Genomic DNA, 24,106 nt, shown 5'->3' with positions numbered 1-24,106 from the left:
CACGCACCGTCGGATCCGCGAGGATCAGTTCTTGTAGACCTTGATCTGGTCGCTGTTCAGCACCTCCGGCTTGAGCTTGTTGGCGATCCAGTCCATCGACGTGTCTTCCACGCCCGGGGTGACCAGCTCGGCCGGGATGATGGTGATGTCGGAGAGTACCTTGAACGGATACTTGTCGCTCTTTTTCGTGACGCCGAACAGTTGCGCTTCCAGGGCCTGGCCGTCGGCGCGCTGCAGCTTCAATTCGCGGCCGAAGCCCTTGAAGTCGACGTGGTGCATGGCGGCGGCCACCTGTTCGGGCGTGGGCCATGCGCCGTTGTTGTCCTTGATGGCCTTCTCGTAGCCGGCCTTCAGGCCGTGGATCGCCTGCACCATGTGATAGACCGAATAGATCGGATAGGCGCCGGTCTTGTCGTGGAACTTCTTGATGAAGGCCTGGTGCTGCGCATCGTCCTTGGTTTCAGGATGCAGGAAGTAGTGGTCGCCGCGCGCGCCCACGTACACGCCTTCGGGCAGCGAGCCGCCCAGGCGTTCCAGCGAGCTTTCGGCCAGCGACAGCACGAAGGTCGAGTTCTTGAACAGGTTGCGCTGCGAGGCCTGGCGCACGAAGTTGTCCAGGTCGCCGCCCCAGGATGTCGACAGGATCACGTCGGGCTTGAGCGCCTGCAGGCGGCTGATCTCGGTCGAGAAGTCGGCCGCGCCGAACTTGGGGAACATCTCGGCCACGATCTTCACGTCGGGCTTGAACTTCTTGAGCGCCGCCAGGAAGATGTCGCGCGAGTCGCGGCCCCAGGCGTAGTCCTGGTTGACGATGGCCAGGGTCTTGAAGTCGGGCTTGACCTTCATCAGGTACAGCACCTGCGCCACCATCTCGGTGGTGGCGTTGGCCTGCGTGCGCACCACGTACTTGTATTTCTTGCCTTCCAGCGCCTTCTCGGTGCCGCAATCCCACAGCACGTTCAGCACTTTCAGGTCTTCGGCCACGGGGGCGACGATGTTGCAGTGGCCGCTGGAGATGGCCGACAGCATGACGCGCGTGCCGCCTTCGGCCAGGCGGCGGTATTCGGCCAGCAGTTTCTCGCCGCCGCCGCCTTCGTCGATGTAGCTGGGCTTCAACTGCACGCCATCGATGCCGCCGGCCGCGTTGATGTCGGCGATCAGGATGTCGGCGGCGTCGCGCGCGGGCACGCCGAACACCGAGGCCGAGCCGGACAGGAAGGTGGAGATACCGATGCTCAATTCCTTGGGCTTGTCGGCGGCATGGGCCGCGAACGCGCTGGACAGCAGCGCGGCGCCCAGCAGGCAGGCCAAACGGGTTTTCATGATGTCTTCTCCGATAGGGGGGCGGGTCTATTGCCCTTGGAAAACGATGGCGTCGCGCAGGCTGCCACCGGTGGCGAGGTGGTCGAATCCCTCGTTGATCTGGTCCAGTGTGAAGGTCTTGCCCATCAGGCGGTCCACCGGCAGGCGGCCCGCCTTGTACAGGTCGATGTAGCGGCCGATGTCGATGGCCGGCACGCCCGATCCGAGGTAGCTGCCGCGGATCTCGCGCTCTTCGCCCACCATCTGCGACAGGGACAGCGGGAACGTGCTGCGCGGATTGGGCAGGCCCGAGGTGATGGTGGCGCCGCCGCGGCGGGTGAGCTTGTACGCGGTCTCGAAGGCCGGCACGGCGCCCGCCATGTCGAAGCCGTAGTCCACGCGCCCGCCGGCCAGGTCGTACAGGTCGTCGTCGCTGGCGATCTGCTTGGGGTTGACGGCGTGCGTGGCGCCCAGCGAGCGGGCCAGCGCCAGCTTCTCGTCGCTGAAATCCACGGCCACCACGCGCCGCGCGCCCGCCGCCACGGCGGCCAGCAGGGCGCTCATGCCCACGCCGCCCAGGCCGATGATGGCGGCGGTGTCGCCCGCCTTGATGCGGGCGCGGTTGATGACGGCGCCCGCGCCCGTCAGCACCGCGCAGCCGAACAGCGCGGCCTCGCGGTGGCTCAGTTCGGCATGCACCTTCACGCAGGAACGACGCGACACCACGGCGTACTCGGCGAAGCAGGACACGCCCGTGTGGTGGTTGAGCCAGTCGCCGCCCACGTGCAGGCGGCGCCCGCCGCCCAGCAGCGTGCCCTGCGTGTTGGCGGCGGCGCCGGGTTCGCACAGGGCCGGCCGGCCCTCGGCGCACGGTGTGCAGCCGCCGCAGCTGGGCACGAAGACCATCGCCACGTGGTCGCCCGCGCGCAGGTCCGTCACGCCCGGGCCGGTCTCGACCACTTCGCCCGAGGACTCGTGGCCCAGCACGATGGGCAGGGCGCGCGGCCGGTCGCCGTTGATCACGGACAGGTCGGAATGGCACAGCCCGGCGGCGCGGATGCGCACCAGCACCTCGCCGGGGCCAGGCGGATCGAGCTCGACCTCGGTGATGGCCAGGGGGCGCGTCTGCGCGTAGGGGCCTTGCACGCCAGTGTGGCGCAGCACTGCGGCGTTGATCTTCATGGTCTGCCTCGCTGCGCCGTCAGATGGTGCGGCCGCCGTCCACGGGGAACTCGACGCCCGTGATGAACTCGGCGGCATCGCTGGCCAGGAACAGCGCGGCGGCGGCCACGTCGGACGGCTGGCAGAAGCGGCCCAGCGGGATGGTCGACTGGAACTTGGCGCGGTTCTCGGGCGTGTCGGGCAGGCCCATGAACAGTTCGAACATGCCGGTCACGCCCATCACCGGGCAGATGGCGTTGACGCGGATCTTCTCGGGGCCCAGTTCCACGGCCATCGACTTCGACAGCACGTTGACCGCGCCCTTCGAGGCGTTGTACCAGCTCAGGCCGGGACGCGGACGGATGCCCGCGGTGGAGCCGATGTTGAGGATGACCCCGCGCCCCTGCTTGCGCATCACCGGCACCACGGCCTGGGCCATGTGATAGATCGACTTCACGTTGACGTCGAACATGCGGTCGAAGGTGGCTTCGTCCACGTCCAGCATCGGCTGGTTCTTGTGGGTGATGGCGGCGTTGTTGACCACGATGTCGACCGCGCCGAACTGGTCCTGCGCAGCCTGCACGATGGCATCGATGTCTGCGCGCACCGACACGTCGCCCTTGATGGCGAAGGCGGCCGCGCCCAGCGCGCCGGCCACGCGGTCGGCGGCTTCCTTGTTGATGTCGGCCACCACGACCTTCGCGCCTTCCTGCGCGTACAGGCAGGCGATGCCCTCGCCGAATCCGCCGCCCGCGCCCGTGACGATGGCGACCTTGCCTTGCAACTGACCCATGCTGTCTCTCCGTGATGACGCGCTCAGGCGCCGTAGTACTGAATGATGGTCTTGGTCGTGCTCATTTCCTCGAGCGCGATGAAGCCTTTCTCGCGGCCGTGGCCGCTGCGCTTGACGCCGCCGAACGGCAGCTCGATGCCGCCGCCCGCGCCGAAGCCGTTGATGTAGACCTGGCCGACCTGGATGGCGCGCGCCACGCGCTGCTGGCGGCCGCCGTTCTCGGTCCACACCGCGCCCAGCAGGCCGTAGGCGGTGTCGTTGGCCAACTGGATGGCCTGCGCCTCGTCCTCGAAGGGCATGGACACCAGCACGGGCCCGAAGATCTCCTGCTGGAACAGGTCGCTGTCGTGGCGCGCAGCCGAGAACAGCGTGGGCTTCACGAAGAAGCCGTTCTCGGGCACGCCGTCGGCGATGCTGCCCTCGGCCACGACCTTCATGCCCTCGGCCAAACCCTTGGCGATGTAGCGGTTGACGCGCTCGAACTGCGAGCGGTTGACCACCGGGCCGCAGGTCAGGTCCATCTCGGGCGTGCCGGCGCGCACCTTCGAGAATTCGCGGGCCAGCGCTTCCATGAACTGCGGATAGATACCCTTCTGCACCAGCAGGCGGCTGCCGGCCGTGCAGGTCTGGCCCGCGTTGTGCACGATGCCCTTGACGATGGCGGGAATGGCCAGCTCGGTGCGCGCGTCGTCGAACACGATGTGCGCCGACTTGCCGCCCAGTTCCAGCACGCATTTCACGGCGTTCAGCGCGGCGGCCTGCTGGATCAGCACGCCGACTTCGTTCGAGCCGGTGAAGCTGATGAAGTTGATGCCGGGATGGCGCGACAGCGCCGCGCCGGCTTCCTCGCCCAGGCCGGTGACGACGTTCAGGGCGCCGGCCGGGAAGCCGACCTCCAGCGCCAGCTCCGCCACGCGCACGATGGACAGGCAGGCGTCTTCCGCGGGCTTGGCCACGGCGGCGTTGCCCATGGCCAGCGCCGGCGCGACGCTGCGGCCGAACATCTGGGCGGGATAGTTCCAGGGGATGATGTGCGCGGTCACGCCCAGCGGCTCGCGGATCACCTGCACCGAGTAGTCCTGCTGGAACGGGATGGTCTGGCCATGCACCTTGTCGGCGCCGCTGCCGTAGAACTCGAAGTAGCGCGCCAGCACGGTGATGTCGGCGCGCGCGGTGGACAGCGGCTTGCCGGTGTCGCGCGACTCGATCTGCGACAGTTCCTCGTGGTGCGCCAGCACGCTCTCGCCCAGCTTGATGAGCAGGCGGCCGCGCTCCAGCGCAGTCATGCGGCCCCAGGCGCCGTTCAGGGCGCCGCGCGCGGCGGCGACCGCTCGGTCCACGTCGGCGGCCTGCGCGCGCGGCAGGGTGGTGAATACCGCGCCGTCCACCGGCGACAGCACGTCGAGGGTGCGGCCGTCCTGGGCCGCCACCGGTTTGCCATCGATGATCATCTTGGTCATGTCCCTCTCCATCGTTGTCAGTTCAAGGTGATCGAGCCGCGCTCGATCGTCCAGATCTGGTCGGGTATGCCGCCCAGCAGTTTCACGTTCGATTCGGTGATGACGACGCACAGGTCGGGCTGCAATTCCTTCAGCCGGGCCAGCGCCTCGGTGTAGTCGTGCGCCAGCTTGGGCGCCAGGCCCTGGAAGGGCTCGTCCAGCATCAGCAGGCGCGTGCCGATCATCACGGCGCGGCCCAGCGCGACCATCTTTCCCTGGCCGCCCGACAGCGCCGAGCCGGAGCGGGCCAGCATGGGTTCGAGCTGCGGCACGACCTTCAGCACCGTCCGCAGGCGGGCGTCGATCGCCTCGCGGCGTTGTGCCTGCACTTCGCAGGGCAGGCGCAGGTTCTCTTCCACGCTCATGGTGGGGAAGATGACCCGGTCTTCGGGGGCGTAGCCCACGTGCAGCGCGGCGCGGCGGTGGCCGGGCATGGCGCTCAGTTCGGCCCCATCGAGTTCGATGCGGCCCGAGCGGATGCGCGTCAGGCCCATGATGGTGCGCAGCAGCGTGGTCTTGCCCGCGCCATTGCGGCCCACGATGCCGATGGTGCGCGAGGATTCGAAGCGGGCGGTGACATCGCGCAGGATGCGGTTGCCGGCCAGGTCCACGTTGATGGCGGAGAGGTTCAGCATGCGTCAGGCTCCCAGCACTTCGCTCTTGATCTGCGGGTTGTTCAATACGTCCTGGGGGCTGCCGTCGGCGGCCACCTTGCCGGCGATCCAGGCCGCCACGCGCGTGGCATAGCGCGCCACGATGTCGACGTCGTGTTCGACAAACCAGCTGGTGACGCGGCGTTCGGCCAGCGCGGCCATTACCGTCTCCATCAGGCCGTGCTTGTCCTCGGAAGCCACGCCGCTGGTGGGCTCGTCCATGATCAGCAGCTTGGGTTGCAGGGCCAGCGCCATGGCCACGTCCAGCAGCTTGCGCTTGCCTTCGGGCAGTGAGACGCTGAGTTCGCCAGCGTCGTCGCGCAGGCCCACCAGTTCGAGCGTGGCGTCGACCTCATGCGCGGGAATCGTGCTTTGCAGCGTGCGGAACCAACTGAGGTCGCGGTTGCGGCGCGCCGTGGCGATCTCGACGCATTCGCGCACGGTGTGCTCGGTGAACAGCTGCGGCAACTGGAACGAACGCCCCAGGCCCAGCCGCACGATGCGGCGCGGCGCCATCGCCGTGACGTCGCGGCCATCGAAAAACACTTTGCCGCGTTCGGGCCGCAGGTAGCCCGTGCAGATGTTGATGAAGGTGGTCTTGCCCGCGCCGTTCTGGCCGATCACGGCCAGGCGCTCGCCCTCGTGCAGTTCGAAGTCGATGTTGTCGGCGGCCACCACCCCGCCGAAGGCCAGGTACAGGCCGGTGGTCTTGATCAGTGCGCTCATGCTTGTGCTCCCGTCGCCGTGCGGGTCGCCAGGCCGCGTTGCGGGCGGCGGCCCATGCGCTTGCTGATCTGGCCCACGAAACCGGTGGGGAACAGGAAGATCACCAGGATCAGCGTCAGCCCCAGCACGAACTGCCACAGCCCGGGGAAATAGGCCGCCGACACCAGCTTGACGGTTTCGAAGGCGGCTGCGCCCAGGAAGGCCCCGGCCGCATGGCCCGCGCCGCCCAGGATGGTGATGAAGACGAATTCACCGGAACGCAGCCACGAGCCCAGGTCGGGCGTGACCAGGCCCTGCATCAGGGCCAGCAGCGCACCCGAGATGCCCACCACCACGGCGGACAGCAGGTAGCCCTTCCACAGGATGCCGTACGCCGAGTAGCCCAGGTATTCGATGCGGGTCTCGTTGGTTTTGATGGCGGCCAGCGCCTGGCCGCTGCCCGAGCGGAAGTAACGCTGCACCCACCAGGCCAGCGCCAGCGACAGCACCAGCGACAGGGCCAGCAGGCCGCGCTCGAACGGCACGCGTTCGAGCGCCATGCCGGCCAGGCTGGGACGCGGGATGCGGATGCCGTCCGAGCCGCCGGTGTATTCGTAGAGCTTGCCCAGCAGGGCGAACAGCACCATGCTCAGCGCCAGGTTCAGCATGCCGAAGAAGATGCCGCGGTAGCGCACCACGAACGATCCGATCAGCAGCGCGGCCACGAAGCTGGCGGCGGCGCCGGCCAGGATGAGGACCAGCGCATCGGCACCCGGCATGGCGCGCGACACGAAGGCGACGGTGTAGGCCGAGATGCAGGCGTACATGGCGTGGCCGAACGAGACTTGTCCGGCGCGTGCCATCACCGACACGCCCAGCGCGGCGATGGCGTAGGTCAGGCCGAAGACGATGGGCGTGATGGTCCAGGCCCAGCCCAGGCCGATGGCCATCGCGGCCACGGCGGCGATCAGGCTCGATGCAACGACTTTCATCAGATCTTCCTCGCCTGGGCCACGGTGAACAGGCCATTGGGCCGGACGATCAGGACCAGCACCATGATGATGTAGGGAATGGCGACCTCGAGTTCGGGTGCGACGTAGACGGAGAGGGCGCGCACGATGCCGATCATCAGCGAGGCGATCAGTGCGCCGGTGATCTGGCCCAGGCCGGCCGTGGCCACCACGGCGAAGGACAGCACCGTCATGTCGGTGCCCGCGCCCGGCACCAGCGACGTGGTGGGCGCGGCCAGCGCACCGCCCAGGGCGCCCAGCACCGTGGCGATCACGAAGGTGGCCAGGCCGATCTTCTTGGTGTTGATGCCCAGCGAGGTGGCGACCTCGCGGTGGTGCGTGGTGGCGACGGTCTGCTTGCCCAGCCGGGTGCGATGCAGGAACCATTCGAGCACCGCGTAGGCCAGCAGCGCCACGGCAGGCACCACCAGCAACTGGTACGTGGTGTAGGTCATCTCGCCGATCTCGATGTTGCCCAGCCGGCTGACGACCTCGCTGGCCGTGTAGGGCTGCGCGCCCCAGATCATGCGCTGGATGTCTTCCAGCATGAGGAACGCGCCGAAGGTCAGCAGCAGCTTCAGGATGGGGTCGTAGTTCTGCGCGCGGCGGATCAGCACGAATTCGAGCAGCCCGCCCAGTATCAGGCCGGCCACGATGGCGGCGGCGAACAGGGCCAGGAACAGCAGGATGGACGATTCGGTGCGCGGCGCCAGGAACATGACGAACGAGGCCGCGGCATAGCCGCCGTAGGCATAGAAGGCCCCGTGCGCGACGTTCAGGATGCCCATGACGCCGAACACCAGCGTCAGGCCCATCGAGACCAGGAACAGCAGGCTGGCATACGCCACGCCGTCCACGAGGGCCAATTGCAAGATATCCCAGCTCAAACGTGTCTCCTTCGTGAGGGATGCGCGCCGGTCCCAGGCCGGGGACCGTTGCGTGTGGGGGAGCGGCCAGGCCATGCGCCGCGCGGATCGCGCGCGCACCGGCCGCGGCGGCGGCCCGCGCGTCAGCAGTCGGCGCCGCGCCGCGGATCGGACGTGTTCTTGAGGGGGAGCGGGGCCGGGCCGGCCTGGCCATGCAGGGCGGCCGTCGCGCTATCGGCGTGCGGGACGGCGCCTGCGCCGGGCAGCCGTTTCCAACAATGGTCCATCGTCGCGTTGTCTCCTTATTGTTCTGCCTGAAGCAGGGCTCGGGCGCTTCGTGTGTGCCGGGTGGGACCCCGTGTCTTCGATGCGAGCGTGCGCCGTTGCGAGGAGCACTCTGCCCGACGCCCCTCCGACTGGCTATTAGCCATTTCTTAAGCTGGACTTTGGTGCGAACAAAGGATGGTGCATGTTCACGGCCCGCGGAGGGCTCGTTGGGCGGCTGGGTGCGCCGCAACAAAACCGCGCGGGTCCGCGCGGCGCGGGGCGCGGCGGGCAATGGCGTCGCTGCCGGGCCGGGATGCGTCGGCCTGCGCCGCGCGCAGTTGCTTCAGGATGCGCGAGCGCCTGCCATTCGGGTTTGCCCCGACGCGATGGCATAATCGGCCAGATTGCTTTGGGGATATGCCATGAATGCCTTTTCCACCGCCGCCATTCCCTCTTGGCTACACTGTTTCAATGGCTTGTTGTCTTGACGCTCTAGCGGGTGTTTACTGGATAACTGGCGCCGCGGCACTGCCGTCGCTGTACATGCGGCGGATCGCAACATCGCTGATCGACCTCCGACGTCACTTCGGCAAGTCTCGAAATGAGGATCGTCATGTACGAGGGAATCTTTCGCTATCTCGACCAGCAGCGCGCCGAGATGGACCGGTATCTGCGGCAGGTCCACATCGCCATCAACGCGGTGGAGCAGGCGCTCGAGACGCGGTTGCTGACGGCCGTGAACGCCGAGCCGGAGACGTCGCTGTCCGACCGGGGCGTGGAGTTCTTTTCCTTGATCGAGCCTCGTCCAGACAGCGGCACCGTCTGCAGCGTGATCGACTTTGCCCCGCCCGATGCGTCGGGCGCCGTGCCGTTCAGGATGGGCGTGCGGGTGTCGTCCGAGTACGAATACGCCGTGTTCGATTGCAGCGCCAAGGTGGGGCAGCAGTACGTCATGTTCTGGATGCCTGGCCTGGAAGGCTGGACGGTCGAGGACGAGTCCGTCGACCACGCGGCGCAGCAGATGGCCGAGGCGATGCTGCAACGCATCACGGCGCATTTCGACGGCACGCCGTTCGAACCACGCGGGCGGCATCATTTCGCGCCGCCCACCAGCTTCCGCATCCTGAAGCGCGTGCGCAAGGAAGACCTGAGCATCCGGTGAGGCGTCAGGCATGACGCCCATGCCCGGCGCGGCCTGGCCCATCCCATCAGAAATAGTGCCGCAGCCCGATCGCGAGGGTCTGCGGGCTGGCGCCCGCCGACACCGGAATGTCGTTGATGGCGAAGTCGTAGGCCGCGTTGCCGCGGTTCTTGATCTTCGAGTAATACGTGTACAGCGAGGTGCGCTTGGATAGCGCATAGTCGTAGCCCAGCGTGTACTGGATCGCGCCGGTATCCGGGCCGCTGCTGACGAAGCCCACCGCCTGCCGGGCGCTGCCCGTGCCGTTAGCCGCCACGCCCACCGCGCCGATCAGGTTGCCGCCCCACAGTCGCTGCTTCACCGAGGCGTAATAGCCCTTGCGCGACAGCGTGCCCGTGGGTGTCTCGTAGCGCAACTGCTCGAACACCAGGCTGACCAGCGTGGTCGGGAACTGATAGGACACGCCGGTCTTGATGGCATGGTCCTGCGTGCCCGCCGCCTGGTAGTTGCGGTGCAGTTCGTAGGCCAGCACCAGGCTCAGCGCGCCATCGGTGTACTTGCCCGACCAGGAGAAAAGCTGCGGATTGCGCGGGTCGACGCCGCGTTCCTGCGGCAGGCCCCACGAGAACCCGCCGCTGAAACCGTTCACGATGGGCGAGCGGTAGTGCAGCGAGTTCTTCTGGCGGCGGTCGAACGAACTGGTGTTCTCGACGTTGTCGGTCTGCGCGGCCGACCCGTTGCCGATCAGGGACATGTAGCCCGCGGTGGTCGGATAGTACGGATCGAAGGCCGTGGTCGATTCGGTGTAGGCGGTGTGCCATTGACCCAGGAAGAACGTGCCGTAGGGGGAGTCCAGGCCGACGCGGGTGTTGCGGCTGGCGATCTGGCCTTGGCCCGTGGCCAGCGAGATGCCGCTTTCGATCTGGAACACGGCCGACCATCCGCCTCCCAGGGCTTCGGTGCCCCGCAGGCCGAAGACGGAGCGGTTGTTGGTCATGCGGGTGCCGCTCTGGTCGTTGCCGGAGCCGCTGACCCAGCTGTGTTCCAGGGCGGTGTTCAGGCGGCCGTACAGGGTGACGGACGATTGGGCGTGTGCGGCGCCGGCGGCGGCGAGGAAGAAGAAGGCGGCGGACGTGGCGCGGCGCGTGCAGGCGAGTCGGGTCATGGGCGCGGGTCGGGAGGGAGGGAAGGCGTGACGGTAGCCTTTCCATGCCGCGATGCACCATTGCACGATGGTATGCCGTGGGCAGGGAGATCGCCTTGGCCGGGCGGGGACGCCTGCGCGGCGGGGGTAACACCATGGTCTTAGGGGCGGATCCGGCCTGCTGCCGGCGGATCGGGCGCTTCTGGCCCGACCGCCACGGACTCTCTTGCGAAAACGCGTGCGCTATGGAAAATCCAGCGCCTTCATCGCCTTGCCCAGCGATTGCGCCGCGTAATCGTTCCAGGGCGCGTTGCCGACATCCAGCCGGTCATGGATGTCGGAGATGGTCCAATGCGCCGAGCCGGACAGCTTGGGCAGTTCGTCCCAGGCAACCGGCACCGAGATGCCCAGGCCGGGGCGGGCGCGGGCGGACCAGGCGGCGACGGTGGTGGCGCCGAAGCCGTTGCGCAGGTAGTCGACGAAGATCTTGCCGACGCGGTTCTTCGGCCCGCTCTTGGCGACGAAGCGGTCTGGCACGGTGCCGGCGAGGTGGCGGACGATGGCTTCCGAGAAGTGGCGGACGGTGTCCCAATCGTATTGTCTGCGCAACGGGACGACGACGTGCAGGCCCTTGCCGCCGCTGGTCTTCAGCCAGCATTTCAAGTGCAGTTCGTGCAGCAGAGCGTGCAGCAACCGCGCGGCTTCCTGCATCGCCTTCCACGGCACGCCCTCGCCGGGATCCAGGTCGAACAGCATGCGGTCGGGACGGGCGATGGCGGTCTTGACGGCATTCCAGGTGTGGAACTCGACGACGTTCATCTGCGCGGCGGACAGGATGCCCAGGTCGGACATCACTTCCATCATGGGGGGATGGTCGGGGCTCAGCTTCCGGGGCAGCGGCTTCACGCCGGCGATGTCGTGGTCCAGGTGCTTCTGGAAGAACTGCTGGTGGTCGACGCCCTGAGGAGCCCGCATGAAGGCGACGGGGCGGGCCTTCAGATGCGGCATCATCAGCGGGGCGACCAGTCCGTAGTATCGGGCCAGGTCCAGTTTGGTCAGCCCGGTGGAGGGGTCAATGACGCGTTCGGGGTGCGAGAGTCTGCCGATGTTTTCGTGCGGCGATGCCGTCTTCGCCCGGGCGGTCTTGCTCGCCGGGGCGGACGGCGCCGGCTTCGTTCTGGCCGCCCGCTTGCCGCCGGTCTTCGCTGGTTCCTCATGCTCGATGCGCTGCGGATCGAGCGGCTGCTCCCGCATGATGGCCTGCGCGGGCTTGTCGGTGCGCAGCCCGCGGAAAACGGGGTGGCGCGCATGGCCGGACTGCGTCCATTCGCTGAACGACACCTCGGCCACCAGCTCCGGCCTCACCCATTGCGGACGGCCTTGCACGCCCTTGGCGCTGGCCAGGGGGCAATCGTCGGTGCGCAAGGCGTCGAGCTGTTTTTTCATCCGCGCGAGCCGCGCATCGTCGACACCCGAGCCGACGTTGCCGGCATAGCGCAGCGTGCCCCCTTCGTCGTGCACGGCCAGCGCCAGCGCGCCAAAGCCCACGCGGCTGCCCTTGGGGGCGGTGTAGCCCACCACCACGAACTCCTGCCGCTGGCCGCATTTCAGCTTGATCCAGCTGTCCGAGCGGCGCGACACGTAGGTCGAATCGCGCCGCTTGCCGATGATGCCTTCCAGACCCATGCGGCAGGCGCTGGCCACGAGATCCTCGGGGCGGGCGTCCAGCGCCGCGCTGAACTGCACGGCCTTGCGGCGGATGGGCGCGATCATCTGTTCGAGCAGCGCGCGCCGCAGGTGCAGCGGCTCGCCGCGCAGGTCGCGGCCCGCCACGTAGGGCATGTCGAAGGCGAAGAACTGGATGCGGGCGGGGCGCTCGGCGTCGAAGGCGTTCTGCAGGGCCTGGAAGCTGGGCACGCCGTGTTCGTCCATGACGACGATCTCGCCATCGATCCAGCCGTCGGCCTTCGCGCGGCCCAGCGCCTGCGCGATCTGCGGCAGCCTGGCGGTCCAGTCGTGGCCGTTGCGGGTGTACAGCCGGGCTTCGCCTGCCTCGATACGGGCCAGGATGCGGTAGCCGTCGAACTTCAGTTCGTACAGCCAGTCTTGCGGCGACGCGGGGGCATGTTCCACCAGGGTGGCGAGCTGCGGGGACAGGGTCCGGGGCAGCGCGCAGGATACGCCGGGCAGGTCGTCGCCGCGGGCCTCGGCCCCGCGTTCGCCCGGCTTCCCGGTGGCCTTGCCGCGCAAAGGCACCACGCTGTCCGGCATCTCGTCCACCACGCTGAAATCCCCCTCGTCGCGCGCGAACTCGTCGCGGTCCTTGATCAGCAGCCAGGTCGGTTTCTTCTCATCCCGCCGCAGCCGCACCAGCGCCCATTCGCCCTGCATCTTCGATCCGTGCAGCGCGAATTTCAGGTGCCCCTGGCGATAGCCCTGGCGCGGATCGCCCAGCGGTTCCCAGGTGCCTTCGTCCCAGATGATGACCTTGCCCGCGCCGTATTGGCCCTTGGGAATATTGCCTTCGAACTGGTTGTAGGCGATGGGATGGTCCTCGACCTGCACGGCCATGCGTTTGATGGACGGGTCGTAGCAGGGGCCCTTGGGTACGGCCCAGCTCTTCATCGCGCCGTCCAGTTCCAGCCGCAGGTCATAGTGCAGCCGCGTGGCCCAATGCTTCTGGATGACGAAGGCAGGCTGGCGCGGGTTGGCGCGGCCGCCACCCCTGGGTTCGGTGGTGGCCTTGAAATCCCGCTTCTGGCGATAGGTCTTCAGCGTGGCGGGCATGGTCAGGCCGCCTTGCGAGCGCGGGCCCCTGCCTTGGCGGCCGGTTTCTTCGCCGTCCGCTTGGCGGGCGTCTTCTTCGCGGTCTGCTTGGCGGCCGGTTTGCGCGCCGCCTTCGCCGATGCCCCCCGCTTGCCCTTCAGGCTGCGCTGCAGCAGTTCGGTCAGGTCGATGACGTTGTCGCCCTCATAGCGCGGCGTCTCTTCCTGCGGCTCGATCACGGTCTTGGTCTTGCCGGCCTTCACCTTCTTGTCCACCAGACTCATGATGGCTTCGCGGAATTCGTCCTTGAAGTCCTCCGGATTCCAGTCGCCGGACATGTCGTCGATCAGCATGCGCGCCATCTTCAGTTCACTGGCGCTCGGCGCCATGGCCCGGGCCCCGGCGCGGGGCAGATCCAGGTCGGATACCGGCTTGACCTCGTCGCCCCAGCGCATCAGGTTCAGGATCAGGGCATCGCCCGACGGCACCAGCGCCGCCAGGTGCTGCTTGGTCTGGATGACGACCTTGGCGATGCCGATCTTGCCGCTCTTGGCCAGCGTGTCCCGCAACAGGGCGTACACCTTGTGGCCTTTGTTGATCGGTTCGATGTAGTAGGGGCGTTCCAGATACACGAAAGACACCTGCGCCGCCTCGACGAACATCTGGATCTCGATGGTCTGCGTGGTGCGGGGATAGGCCTGCTCGATCTCTTCGGGCGAGATGATGACGTACTCGCCCTTTTCGTACTGGACGCCCTTGACGATGTTGTCCCGGTCGATTTCCTTGCCGGTGCGCTTGTTGATCCGCTTGTAGCCCACCGGGTCCATCGACCGCTTGTCCAGCCAGTCGAAGTCCACGCCCGATTCCGTGGCGGCCGTGTGCAGGCCGACCGGGATATGAACCAGGCCGAACGAGATCGCGCCTTTCCAGAGGGTGCGGGTGGCCATCGTGTCCTCCAATCCTGACGGGGCGTATAGGGGGACATTCAGTCAGCAATCGGCGTGCCTGGCCGCGCGGCGTGGACAGGGAAAATGGGGCGGCCGCGCCCAGGGCGGTACGTTATGCTCGAACGATCCACCCCGCGCCAGGACTCACTCAAATGGATATGCGATTCCGCGGCAACAAGACTCCGGACAACCCGTCCGGCGGCCTGTGCGACGAATACCGGATCGGCGGCATCGGCAGCCTGGACGAACTGGTGGCGGCCTACCGCCAGATCGCCGCCCGCCATCCTGCCTGCAAGCCGCTGTTCTCGCTGGATGACTTCCCGCAGGCCTGCTACACCTCGGGCCACGCGCGGGGCCGTTTCGCGCTGACCGACATCACCGGCCTGGATCCCGCCGGCATCCCGGAGAACTGCTTCCAGGACGGCGTCTACGTCGGCGATCTGGACTCCAAGGCGGAATTTCCGGTGTGCGCGCATGGGTTCGCGCGCTTCGCGTCGCACGCCACTTTCGAGCAGGCCTGCGCGCATGGACTGACGCTGGATACGCAGGCGCTCCAGGAATGGACCGCCTTCCAGGACGATCCGGTGTCGCTGCTGGACCAGCCGGTATCGGCGCTGCTGGTGCCGGTGGCCTATACCTACGATGCGATGGCCGCTTTTCCCAACGGCTATTTCACGTGCGACCTGGGGCCGGACCAGACCTTCGCGGTGGCGCGGCACTTCTGCCGCGAGCATGGCTATGACCTGATCGGCATCGGCGCGTCGTACCTGGGGCTGTTGCGCGACGCGCCGCCCGATGCGGCGCGGGCCGAGGCCATCGCCGCCGACGCCTGCGCGCTGTACAACGCCCGCGGCCACGACCGGCAGGCGCTGGCGGCCGCGGTGATCGAAGGCGTGGCGGGGCGCAGGCATCTCTGGCTGCGCTATACGGAATGACGGTGGGGGCGGCGGGCAGGGCGCGGCCGGGATGCCGGCCGGCCCCGCAGGCGATAGTCAGTAGCGATATCCCAGCGTCATCATCGCCGTGCGGCCATCGCCCAGCGCGATCGCCTGCGCCAGGCCGCCCGAGTAATAGTCCTTGTCGAACAGGTTGCGCACGGTCAGCGCGGCGCGCCAGTGCGCGGCGTTGTACGCCACGCCGGCATCGAACACCGTGTATCCCGGGATCTGGTAGCCGTAGGCATGCCGCGTGCTTTCGCCGCGCAGTCCGCCCGTGAACTCCCAGCCCAGCGCCTGGCCGCGCGGACGGAAACGGGCCGTCAGGGTGTAGCTGTGGCGCGGCACGTTGTTCAGCCAGTCGCCTTCGGTCGAGACCGTCTGGCCGCCGTCGTCGGTGATCACCGCCGCCGTGTAGGCATAGCCGCCCATCAGGCTCAGGCCGTCGCCCAGGTCGGTCACGATGCCGATCTCGCCGCCGCGCGTGCGCTGCTCGCCGACGGCGATGCTGAAACCGTCATTGACGGGATCGGACTGCAGCACGTTGCGCCGCCGCAGGTCGAAGGCCGCCACGGTCAGCGAGGTGCTGCCGTCGCCCAGGTCGATCTTCATGCCGGCTTCCCATTGCGAGCCCTTTTCGGGGTCGAAGAGGTTGCCGTTGGCATCGGTGCCGCTGTTGGGATAGAACGACGAGGCGTAGCTGAGGTAGGGTCGCACGCCGGGCAGCCATTCGTACATCACTGCCGCCGAACCCGTGGTGGCCTGCGACGGGTTGTCGCCTCGGCTGCCGTCCAGATGGTTGTCCGTGTAAGTGGCCGCGTCGTCGCGGCGCAGGCCCGCCACCACGCGCCAGCGTTCGCCCAGGCGCATCTCGTCGCGCAGGTACACGCCGACCGAGCGCACTGTCGTCGCACTCTGGGTGCGCGGCGTGGCCGGGCAACGGATGGGCGAACCATAGACCGGCTCATACACGTCCAGCGAGGCCAGCGTGCAGTTGTACTGCAGGGCGTTCTCGCGGGTGCGCAGGTAGTCCGTGCCCACGGTGATCGTGTGCTCGCCCAGCGCCGTATCGAAGCGGCGTTGTGCATGGGTGTCCACGGTGAACGTGTCGCCGTTCCAATACTGGTCCTGGGCGCTGCGGCGCAGCGTGCGGTGGTCCGCGCCCAGCGCCCCGTTGGTCGCAAGCTGGCCGGTCATCGAGAACTCCTGCCAGCGCAGGTTCTGGTTCACGGTCCAGCCGTTGTCGAACCGGTGGGTCAGGGCGTAGCCCACGCGGGTCTGGAAGGCGCGGTACGGATCCTGTCCCGGTTCGCCGGTGAAGCGCCGGCGCGGAATGTCTCCCAGCGGGTTGGGCAGGACCGAACCGGCCAGCGGCAACCCCTGCTGGCGGATGTAGCGGCGTTCCTGATAGCTGGTCAGGATGGTGAAATCGGTGCGCGCACCCAGGTCCAGCGACAGCGACGGGGCGATCCAGCGGTTCTTGAACCACACGTAGTCGGTGGCGTCATCCGAGTTCATGGTCAAGGCGTTGAGCCGGAATGCCGCGCGGCCGTTGTCCGACAGCGGCGTGCCCATGTCCACCGTGCCCTGGTAGAGGCCGTGGCTGCCCACGGTGACGTCCGCATTGGCGAAGGCGTCGGCCCGCGGGCGCTTGCTGACCATGTTGACCAGCCCCCCCGGCAGCACCAGGCCATACAGCATGGATGCCGGGCCCTTCAGCACTTCGACCTGCTCCAGGCCGAACAGCTGCTCGGCGACGCGATTGGAGGCCGCGGTGCGCAGGCCGTCCAGGTACAGCGAATCCGATGCCACCTGGCCACGGATGATGAGATCGTCCCAGCCACGCCGGCCGAACTGGTTGCTGACCACGCCGGGCACGTTGTGCAAGGCATCGGCCAGCGTCTGGGCCTGCTGGCTGTCCAGCACGGCGCGCGGCACCACGGTGATGGACTGCGGGGTTTCCGACAGCGGCGCCGAGGATTTGCCCACCCGAGGCGGCTGCACGGGATTGAAGGTGTCGGGATCGCCGCCGGCCGTCACCTGAACGGAAGGCAGTTCGGCGATGGGGGCCGCGGATTGCGCCAGGGCCAGGGCGGGAGGAAACAACGACAGGCCGGCGAGGGCGCCGCGCAGCAGAGGGGAGGGCATGGGAGGAAACGGCAGCTTATTCAAGGACGACGGGCCCGCCGAGCTGCGGGCGAGCCGGCGGCGGGAAAACCAGGCATTTTATTGGTAATGGTTATCGTTTGCGTTATTTTGTTGTTGCGTCGCAACAATATGATCGCCGGATAGGGTTTTCGCGCGGCGCAGGCATGGGCCTTGCGGAAGAAAAACCTCCCAACCCGGAGCACTTTTCCATGAAGAACGACCATTCCAACCAAGCGGATTCCCAACACCGTCCGAAGCCCGCCAGCGGGGCTCATCAGAAGGACCGGAACGAGCGCATACGCAGCCGCAGCGCGGATCCCGGGCAAAGCAGCTATGGCGGATTCAAGGGCGAGGACACGCGCCGACAGGCCCAGGATCTGGGCAAATCCGGCCACGGCGAGCACTGATTTATTGCGGAGTCCCTACAGGGAAAATACTGCTCTGTCCCTGTAGCGGTACTGCGACATTCGTGCGTTTATGACGGCCATTGCGCGGTATGCTCGACGTCAGAGAGGACGTCCGAGTGAACCAGAACAATTTGATTTACAAGGGTTATCGATTGACGGCCAAGGTCGTCAGAGGTCCCCTTGAACCGCTGGCCGAAGCGCCCAGCGGTCCGGTGTTCAGCGCCACGGTAGTGGTCGTTCCGGCCAGCGCGGTGCAGGATCCGGGCGACGAATATCCGGTGCCTTGTTTCGACAACGGCGGTTTCGTCTACAGCCCGCGCGAGGCGGTGCATGCGGCCGTATGCCACGGCCAGCACATCGTCGACGGGATGATGGGCGTGCAGTCCTAGTCCAGCCGCGTCGCCTACAGGCGCTGCGCGCCGAAGGTGTCGCACTGGCTCAGGTCGCCGCTGTCGTAGCCCCGCTTGAACCAGCGCACCCGCTGCGCGGAACTGCCGTGGGTGAACGCATCCGGTACCACAACCCCCTGGCTGCGCCGCTGCAGCGTGTCGTCGCCGATGGCGCTGGCGGCATTCAGGCCTTCCTGGATGTCGCCGTCGTCCAGGATGTGCCGCGCCTGGTCTGCGCGCCGCGCCCACAATCCCGCATAGCAATCCGCCTGCAGTTCCATGCGCACCGACAACGCGTTGGCCTGTTCGGGATTGCGCTGGCGTAGCTGCGCCACGCGGTCGGCGGTGCCCAGCAGGTGCTGCACGTGGTGGCCGACCTCATGGGCGATGACGTAGGCCTGCGCGAAGTCGCCTGGCGCGCCCAGCTTGCGGGACATCTCGCTGAAGAAGCCCGTGTCGAGGTAGACCTTGCTGTCGCCCGGGCAATAGAACGGCCCCATGGCCGACTGGCCGGTGCCGCAGGCGGTCGGCGTGGCGCCACTGAACAACACGAGCGTGGGCGGACGGTATTGCCGGCCGAGCTGCTGCTGGAAGATCGTGCTCCAGGTGTCTTCCGTCTCGCCCAGCACGCGCGCGACGAACTTCGTCTGCGGATCGGTGGCCGTCGGCTGGCGCGGCTGCTGCACGGCGGGGCCATCGGCCATCTGCAGCACGATGGACGGATCGACGCCGAAATAGGCCGCGACCAGCGCCAGGACGATGGTCCCGATGCCGATGCTGCCGCGGCCCAGGCGGGGGCCTCCGCCGCCTCGGCGGTCTTCGATGTTGCGGCTTTCCCGTGAATCGTCCATGCGCATGATATGTCTCCGGGCGGAATGTCGCCCCCTGGGCGGTGTTAGCATAATCGCATGGCTCTGCTTCTTTCCATCCATCCAGAAAACCCGCAGCCGCGGCTGATCAAGCAGGCGGTCCAGTGGCTGCGCGATGGCGGCCTCCTGGCCGTGCCCACCGATTCCAGTTATGCGGTGGTCGCGCGGCTGGACGACAAGGCCGCCGCCGACGCGCTGCGCCGGCTGCGCGGGCTGGACGAACGTCATCATCTGACGCTGCTGTGCGGCGACCTGGCCGAGATCGGACAGGTCGCGCGCGTCGACAACCAGCAGTACCGGCTGCTGAAGGCCGCCACGCCGGGCCCCTGGACCTTCATCCTCGAAGCCACGCGCGAGGTGCCGCGCCGGGTGTCGCATCCCTCGCGCAAGACCATCGGCATCCGCGTGCCCGACCACAAGGTGGTGCACGCACTGCTGGCCGAGGCCGGCGAGCCGCTGCTGTCGACCACGCTCATCCCGCGCGGCGAGGAAGATGCCCTGAACGACCCCGAAGACATCGCCTCGCGCTACGCCCACGAGCTGGCCGCGGTGGTCGATGCGGGCGCCTGCGCCCAGTCGCCCACCACGGTGATCGACCTGACGGGCGCTACGCCGCAAGTCGTGCGCGTGGGCCGGGGCGACCCCGCGGCGCTGGGGCTGGCCGCTTGAGGCGCCGCGCCGTCTCGGCTTTCCTGTCCGTTTCCCGAATCGTTGCCAGGGCCACGCCGTCATGGGCGTGCCTTGGCCGCGCACTACAATCGCGCTCGCTATGAACGACATCATCCAGACCATCGCGGTCTATGCCATTCCGGTGATCTTCGCCATCACCCTGCATGAGGCCGCCCACGGCTATGTGGCGCGCATGTTCGGCGATCCCACGGCCTATCAGGCCGGGCGCGTCAGCCTGAATCCGGCCCGCCACATCGATCCCATCGGCACGCTGCTGGTGCCGGCGCTCATCCTGCTGACCTCCAAGGTGCTGGGGGGCGCGGGCCTGCTGTTCGGCTGGGCCAAGCCCGTGCCCGTGGATTTCGGGCGGCTGCGCCGTCCAAAGAAGGACATGCTGTGGGTGGCGCTGGCCGGGCCCGCCGCCAACATGGTGATGGCGCTGCTGTGGACCTTCGCGCTGCGCGCCTATCTCGAAAGCGGCACCCAGGAGGGCTTCTGGTTCGAGATGGCCATGGCCGGGGTCAACGTCAACCTGGCGCTGATGGCGCTCAATCTGCTGCCCGTGCCGCCGCTGGACGGGGGACGGATCGTCTACAGCCTGCTGCCCAATCGCGCCGCGTATCAGTACGGCCGCATCGAGCCCTATGGCCTGGTGATCGTGCTGGTGCTGCTGGCCACCGGCACGCTTTGGGTGGTGCTGGGGCCGATCCTGGCCCTGGGCCGGCAGGTCGTCACCTGGTTCCTCTAGCGCCGGTTTTCATAGGGAGGGGGCGGATATCCGCCCCGGACAATATCCGGTAAAATCTTCCGTTTAATTGGTTCAGCCTGGGGCCGCGTGTGCCCGGGTGGTTCGGCCAGGTGGCGGGAAATGGGGTGCGGCATCGCCGTATCGCATGGGCGCCAGCCAGGTTGGTCATGGTCAAGCCGGGGACGACGTATCCCTGGTGTTACGCCGGGAGCGGTAGGTTCCCGGATGCGGAGTTACCCCGAATGGTCTCTACTGCTCGCGCTGCGGATCCCGTCTTCCAAGGCAGCATGGTCGCATTGGTCACGCCGATGCGTCCGGATGGCAGTCTCGATGTCGACGCCTATCGCGCGCTGATCGACTGGCATGTCGCCGAAGGCACCGATGCGCTCGTCGTGGTCGGCACCACAGGCGAATCCCCCACCGTGTCGATGGACGAACACGCCGAGCTCATCCGCATCGCGGTCGAGCACGCGGCGGGCCGCATCCCGGTCATCGCCGGCGTGGGCGCCAACTCCACCGACGAAGCCATCCACCTGGCGCGCCATGCGCTGGCCGTGGGCGCGCACGCCGGCCTGTCCGTGGTTCCGTACTACAACAAGCCCACCCAGGAAGGCATCTACCGTCACTTCCGCGCCGTCGCGGAAGCGGTCGAGCTGCCCACGGTGCTGTACAACGTGCCCGGCCGCACCGTGGCCGACATGAGCAACGACACCGTGCTGCGCCTGGCGCAGGTGCCCGGCATCGTCGGCATCAAGGACGCCACCGGCGACATCGCCCGCGGCGCGCTGCTGCTGCGCGAACTGCCGGACACCTTCCAGGTCTTCAGCGGCGACGATCCCACCGCCGCCGCCCTGATCCTGCTGGGCGGACGCGGCAATATCTCGGTCACCGCCAACGTGGCGCCCAGGCTCATGTCCGAGCTCTGTGCCGCCGCTTTGGCTGGCGACGTGCCGCGCACGCGTGAACTTAATGCGCGCCTGGCCCGTCTCAACAAGGCTTTGTTCGTCGAAGCCAACCCGATCCCGGTCAAATGGGCGCTCGCCCAGATGGGCCGCACCGAACTGGGCTATCGCCTGCCGCTGGTCGAACTTGGGGACGCACACCACGCTACGGTGCGCACCGCCCTTCAGGAAGTCGGCCTGCTTTAATACGTGAGGACTTGTATGAACAAACGTCATGCCGGCTTGTCGGCATTGATGGTCTTGACCCTGCTGTCGGGCTGCAGCGAGGTCAATCAGGTGCTGGGCACCGATGAAGCGATCGACTACAAGAGCACGCAGCGCGGGCAGCCCCTGAGCATTCCGCCCGACCTGACCCAGGCCGCGTCCGATCCGCGCTATCGCGCGCCGGCCGGTGCGCCGACCACGTATTCGCAATACCAGCAGCAAGGCCAGGCCCAGCAGCAGGCCGCCGCCACGCCGCAAGGCTCGAACGTGCTGCCGTCCCGCGCCGACATGCGTGTCGAGCGCGACGGCAACGTGCGTTGGCTGGTGGTCGATCGTCCGCCCGAGGAAGTGTTTCCCAAGGTGGTCGACTTCTGGACGGACACCGGTTTCGCGGTCAACCAGAACAACCCGCAGGCTGGCCTGATCGAGACCAACTGGGCCGAGAACCGCGCCAAGATCCCGGAAAGCTGGCTGCGCCAGGCCCTGGGTTCGGTCATCGACATGGCCTTCGATAGCGGCGAGCGCGAGAAATTCCGCACCCGCGTCGAACGCGTCAACGGCCACACCGAGATCTACATCAGCCACCAGCAGATGCTGGAGAAGCGCTATGGCGCCGATCAGGGCCAGGTCGAGTGGCAGCACGGCAAGGAAGATCCGGGCCTGAACGCCGCCATGCTGGCGCGCCTGATGGTCTACCTGGGCACCGACACCGATCGCGCCCGCCAGTTGCTGCAACAGGCTGAAGCGCATCCGCAGCAGGCCGTGGTGCAGCAGGAAGTGCGCGCACAGGGGGCTCAACTGGTGGTCGACGAGTCCTTCGAGCGCGCGTGGCGCCGCGTCGGCATCGCGCTGGATTCCGGTGGCTTCACCGTGGACGACCGCGATCGCACCGCGGGCGACTATTACGTGCGCTATCTGGACACGGACACGGGCGCCAAGCGCGAAGATCCCAACATCTTCAGCCGCATGTTCGGCGGCAAGCCGGCCACCGCGCCGCAGTACCGCATCCACCTGTCGTCCAGCGGTTCGCAGACCCAGGTCACGGTGCTGGACGCCAATGGCGCGCGCGACACCGGCACCACTGCCCAGCGCATGCTGAGCGTGCTGCGCGACAAGATGTTGTAAACCTCCAGCCGCTGGCCCGCTTAGGCGGGCTGACGGCGGGCAGCGCGGTCGTCGCCGCGTTGCCTGAAAAAAACCGGCGAGCATTGCGAAATGCTCGCCGGTTTTTTTTGTCTGGTGAGGATGGATACGGCCCGGCATCGTGAGGCCGTGTTCGCCCACCGTTCAGATGTGATGCAGCTCTTCTCGCAAGATGCGCCGAAGTGCACTTTCTGTCAGTGGCGCGGAACCTGCCGCCAGAGCTCGCCGCAGGAGGTCGTTTATCAGCGTTTGGTAGCCCATGCCTTGTTGTGCTGCCTGGGCCTTGGCGGCATCGATAACCTCGGCGTCCAAGCGGATCGTGACGCTGACTTTTCCCGCCTTCATCACCCGGGCATGGCTGAAGTCTTCTTTTGCCCATTCTGGATTTTCCGGATCCGCAGCAATTCCTCGATTGATGGCTGCATCTTCTTGTTCGGTCGGGGATATGTGGCCGGGTTTAAGCTTCGGCATACAGTCGTTCCTCACGTCTGTTGGCTTTTCGCAAGCTGATAACGCGACGACTAAGGGCTCGGTCCGTAAAGATCACGCAGTCGATCACCGATGTAGTGGCTTCCGACAAAGGTAGCGCCTACTCTTCTGCCGAAGATTCGAGCTTGCGATCTTTCAGACGGGATACCCCCTGGCGATGGTGGCCGCCAAGGTCCGTTGCCTTGCAGATGAAAGGGTGTCGGCAGATATCAATGCAGGCCCACAAATGATCAGCCCGCGTGTCGTGTGGACACGCGGGCTGATCGCGAGATGGGCGCGGAGAGGATGCTCAGGCGGAACCGGCGTGGGGGTCGCGGTGACTCTGATACGCGTCACCGGTCCGTGCGTCCTGGCATCCAGCCTGCCGATACGTGGCCTGCAGGCTGGGAGGACGATTACGACGAAGGCGTCGTCGAACCGCCCGAGCCACCGGTACCGCCGGTGCCGCCGGCGGGAGCGGGCGTGGAAGGCGCCGGGGTCGACGGAGCAGGGCTGCTGGTGGACGGGGCCGGGGTGCTGCTGGCCGGGGGAGCTGCCTCTTCACTCTTCTTGCAAGCGCTCAGCGAAACGGCGGCAACCATGGCGGCGGCGAGAATCAGCGATTTGCGCATCATCATGTCGAACTCCTCTTTGATTGAGATATATATGGGCCCCTAGGGGAAACCATGATCCAGACTACAGGAATCCGTCAGACGCGACCGTTTGGAAATTAAAGCGGTGGCATCCCAATCGCAACAAATCTTGCGTGTCCGTGTCTTGGATGTGGAAATGTCACCGCCGCTTCAGAGTCGCTAGCGTTCTGTGGGATGCGGACACGCGCAGGTGTCAGGATGCTACGAAAACGGCTTGTGACGGCCGTTCCGTGTTGTTTTCGCGCCGCAAGGGCTGT

General features: G+C 67.1%; 23 protein-coding genes. 9 read left to right on the top strand and 14 right to left on the bottom strand.

All coding sequences use genetic code 11. The features are described from left to right. Positions 1 to 24 precede the first annotated feature (24 nt). The 8 genes from A7W11_RS26590 to A7W11_RS26555 are packed head-to-tail and all read right to left on the bottom strand — an operon-like array spanning position 25 to position 8,010. Entirely contained in the window at positions 25 to 1,323 is a 1,299-nt protein-coding gene (locus A7W11_RS26590; protein WP_066421373.1) for an ABC transporter substrate-binding protein, read from the bottom strand. 27 nt (positions 1,324 to 1,350) lie between these two features. Beyond that, the gene (locus A7W11_RS26585; RefSeq protein ID WP_066421371.1) at positions 1,351 to 2,484 is read right to left on the bottom strand and encodes a zinc-dependent alcohol dehydrogenase family protein; all 1,134 of its coding nucleotides are present in this window, start codon (positions 2,482 to 2,484) and stop codon (positions 1,351 to 1,353) included. 19 nt (positions 2,485 to 2,503) lie between these two features. Then, the gene (locus A7W11_RS26580) at positions 2,504 to 3,256 is read right to left on the bottom strand and encodes a glucose 1-dehydrogenase (protein WP_066421368.1); all 753 of its coding nucleotides are present in this window, start codon (positions 3,254 to 3,256) and stop codon (positions 2,504 to 2,506) included. A 23-nt stretch (positions 3,257 to 3,279) separates the two neighbouring features. Then, positions 3,280 to 4,716, bottom strand: a complete 1,437-nt coding sequence (locus A7W11_RS26575; RefSeq protein ID WP_066421366.1) for an aldehyde dehydrogenase family protein — start codon at positions 4,714 to 4,716, stop codon at positions 3,280 to 3,282. Between the two features lie 17 nt (positions 4,717 to 4,733). Next, the gene (locus A7W11_RS26570) at positions 4,734 to 5,390 is read right to left on the bottom strand and encodes an ABC transporter ATP-binding protein (RefSeq protein WP_066421364.1); all 657 of its coding nucleotides are present in this window, start codon (positions 5,388 to 5,390) and stop codon (positions 4,734 to 4,736) included. Positions 5,391 to 5,393: 3 nt separating this feature from the next. Next, positions 5,394 to 6,134, bottom strand: a complete 741-nt coding sequence (locus tag A7W11_RS26565; protein WP_066421355.1) for an ABC transporter ATP-binding protein — start codon at positions 6,132 to 6,134, stop codon at positions 5,394 to 5,396. Next, entirely contained in the window at positions 6,131 to 7,105 is a 975-nt protein-coding gene (locus A7W11_RS26560; RefSeq protein WP_066421346.1) for a branched-chain amino acid ABC transporter permease, read from the bottom strand. Before A7W11_RS26560 ends, A7W11_RS26565 begins: the two co-directional genes overlap by 4 nt. Further along, positions 7,105 to 8,010 (bottom strand): branched-chain amino acid ABC transporter permease, encoded by a 906-nt coding sequence (locus A7W11_RS26555; protein ID WP_066421344.1) that lies wholly within the window; start codon positions 8,008 to 8,010, stop codon positions 7,105 to 7,107. The genes A7W11_RS26560 and A7W11_RS26555 overlap by 1 nt, the downstream gene beginning before the upstream one ends. An 859-nt stretch (positions 8,011 to 8,869) precedes the next feature. On the opposite strand from A7W11_RS26555, the gene A7W11_RS26550 reads away from it, so the two are divergent. Further along, positions 8,870 to 9,418: a hypothetical protein gene (locus A7W11_RS26550; protein ID WP_066421341.1), complete on the top strand. Its 549-nt coding sequence runs from the start codon at positions 8,870 to 8,872 to the stop codon at positions 9,416 to 9,418. A 46-nt stretch (positions 9,419 to 9,464) separates the two neighbouring features. Here the strand turns inward: A7W11_RS26550 and A7W11_RS26545 are convergent, their stop codons facing one another. The 3 genes from A7W11_RS26545 to ku form a co-directional block, all read right to left on the bottom strand. After that, on the bottom strand, positions 9,465 to 10,562 hold the full coding sequence (locus A7W11_RS26545) for a porin (protein ID WP_066421338.1): 1,098 nt from the start codon (positions 10,560 to 10,562) through the stop codon (positions 9,465 to 9,467). Between the two features lie 222 nt (positions 10,563 to 10,784). After that, positions 10,785 to 13,328: a DNA ligase D gene (ligD, locus tag A7W11_RS26540; RefSeq protein WP_066421335.1), complete on the bottom strand. Its 2,544-nt coding sequence runs from the start codon at positions 13,326 to 13,328 to the stop codon at positions 10,785 to 10,787. Positions 13,329 to 13,330: 2 nt separating this feature from the next. Then, the gene (gene ku, locus A7W11_RS26535) at positions 13,331 to 14,254 is read right to left on the bottom strand and encodes a non-homologous end joining protein Ku (RefSeq protein ID WP_066421332.1); all 924 of its coding nucleotides are present in this window, start codon (positions 14,252 to 14,254) and stop codon (positions 13,331 to 13,333) included. Between the two features lie 152 nt (positions 14,255 to 14,406). Here ku and A7W11_RS26530 point away from each other — a divergent pair, with 152 nt between their 5' ends. Further along, entirely contained in the window at positions 14,407 to 15,189 is a 783-nt protein-coding gene (locus A7W11_RS26530) for a DUF4253 domain-containing protein (protein WP_066421329.1), read from the top strand. Positions 15,190 to 15,246: 57 nt separating this feature from the next. Here A7W11_RS26530 and A7W11_RS26525 read toward each other — a convergent pair whose 3' ends face one another. Beyond that, the gene (locus tag A7W11_RS26525) at positions 15,247 to 17,337 is read right to left on the bottom strand and encodes a TonB-dependent siderophore receptor (protein ID WP_066421322.1); all 2,091 of its coding nucleotides are present in this window, start codon (positions 17,335 to 17,337) and stop codon (positions 15,247 to 15,249) included. Between the two features lie 209 nt (positions 17,338 to 17,546). Between A7W11_RS26525 and A7W11_RS26520 the strand changes: the two genes are divergently transcribed. Beyond that, a complete protein-coding gene (locus A7W11_RS26520) occupies positions 17,547 to 17,744 on the top strand; it encodes a hypothetical protein (protein WP_066421319.1) in 198 nt (65 codons plus the stop codon). A 116-nt stretch (positions 17,745 to 17,860) separates the two neighbouring features. Continuing rightward, entirely contained in the window at positions 17,861 to 18,133 is a 273-nt protein-coding gene (locus A7W11_RS26515; RefSeq protein ID WP_156523246.1) for a hypothetical protein, read from the top strand. A gap of 14 nt (positions 18,134 to 18,147) precedes the next feature. Here the strand turns inward: A7W11_RS26515 and ypfJ are convergent, their stop codons facing one another. Next, positions 18,148 to 18,990 (bottom strand): KPN_02809 family neutral zinc metallopeptidase, encoded by an 843-nt coding sequence (gene ypfJ / locus A7W11_RS26510; protein ID WP_066421313.1) that lies wholly within the window; start codon positions 18,988 to 18,990, stop codon positions 18,148 to 18,150. Between the two features lie 51 nt (positions 18,991 to 19,041). On the opposite strand from ypfJ, the gene A7W11_RS26505 reads away from it, so the two are divergent. The 4 genes from A7W11_RS26505 to bamC all read left to right on the top strand — a co-directional run bounded on the left by A7W11_RS26505 (position 19,042) and on the right by bamC (position 22,710). Continuing rightward, positions 19,042 to 19,671: an L-threonylcarbamoyladenylate synthase gene (locus A7W11_RS26505; protein ID WP_066421302.1), complete on the top strand. Its 630-nt coding sequence runs from the start codon at positions 19,042 to 19,044 to the stop codon at positions 19,669 to 19,671. 100 nt (positions 19,672 to 19,771) lie between these two features. Then, positions 19,772 to 20,419 carry a site-2 protease family protein gene (locus A7W11_RS26500; protein ID WP_066421296.1) on the top strand — a complete coding sequence of 216 codons (648 nt, stop codon included), beginning with the start codon at positions 19,772 to 19,774 and terminating at the stop codon, positions 20,417 to 20,419. Between the two features lie 242 nt (positions 20,420 to 20,661). Continuing rightward, positions 20,662 to 21,567 carry a 4-hydroxy-tetrahydrodipicolinate synthase gene (gene dapA, locus A7W11_RS26495; protein WP_066421293.1) on the top strand — a complete coding sequence of 302 codons (906 nt, stop codon included), beginning with the start codon at positions 20,662 to 20,664 and terminating at the stop codon, positions 21,565 to 21,567. 15 nt (positions 21,568 to 21,582) lie between these two features. Beyond that, positions 21,583 to 22,710 carry an outer membrane protein assembly factor BamC gene (gene bamC, locus A7W11_RS26490; RefSeq protein WP_066421291.1) on the top strand — a complete coding sequence of 376 codons (1,128 nt, stop codon included), beginning with the start codon at positions 21,583 to 21,585 and terminating at the stop codon, positions 22,708 to 22,710. Positions 22,711 to 22,872: 162 nt separating this feature from the next. Here the strand turns inward: bamC and A7W11_RS27785 are convergent, their stop codons facing one another. Further along, entirely contained in the window at positions 22,873 to 23,199 is a 327-nt protein-coding gene (locus A7W11_RS27785; RefSeq protein ID WP_082887502.1) for a BrnA antitoxin family protein, read from the bottom strand. A 360-nt stretch (positions 23,200 to 23,559) separates the two neighbouring features. Between A7W11_RS27785 and A7W11_RS28225 the strand changes: the two genes are divergently transcribed. After that, a complete protein-coding gene (locus A7W11_RS28225; protein ID WP_156523245.1) occupies positions 23,560 to 23,874 on the top strand; it encodes a hypothetical protein in 315 nt (104 codons plus the stop codon). The last annotated feature ends 232 nt before the right edge of the window (positions 23,875 to 24,106 follow it).

Origin of the sequence: Bordetella ansorpii, assembly GCF_900078315.1 — a bacterium.
In the GTDB taxonomy this organism is placed as follows: domain Bacteria; phylum Pseudomonadota; class Gammaproteobacteria; order Burkholderiales; family Burkholderiaceae_B; genus Bordetella; species Bordetella ansorpii.
Note: the sequence above shows the minus strand (reverse complement) of the source record. Positions and strands in the feature narration are given on the sequence as shown.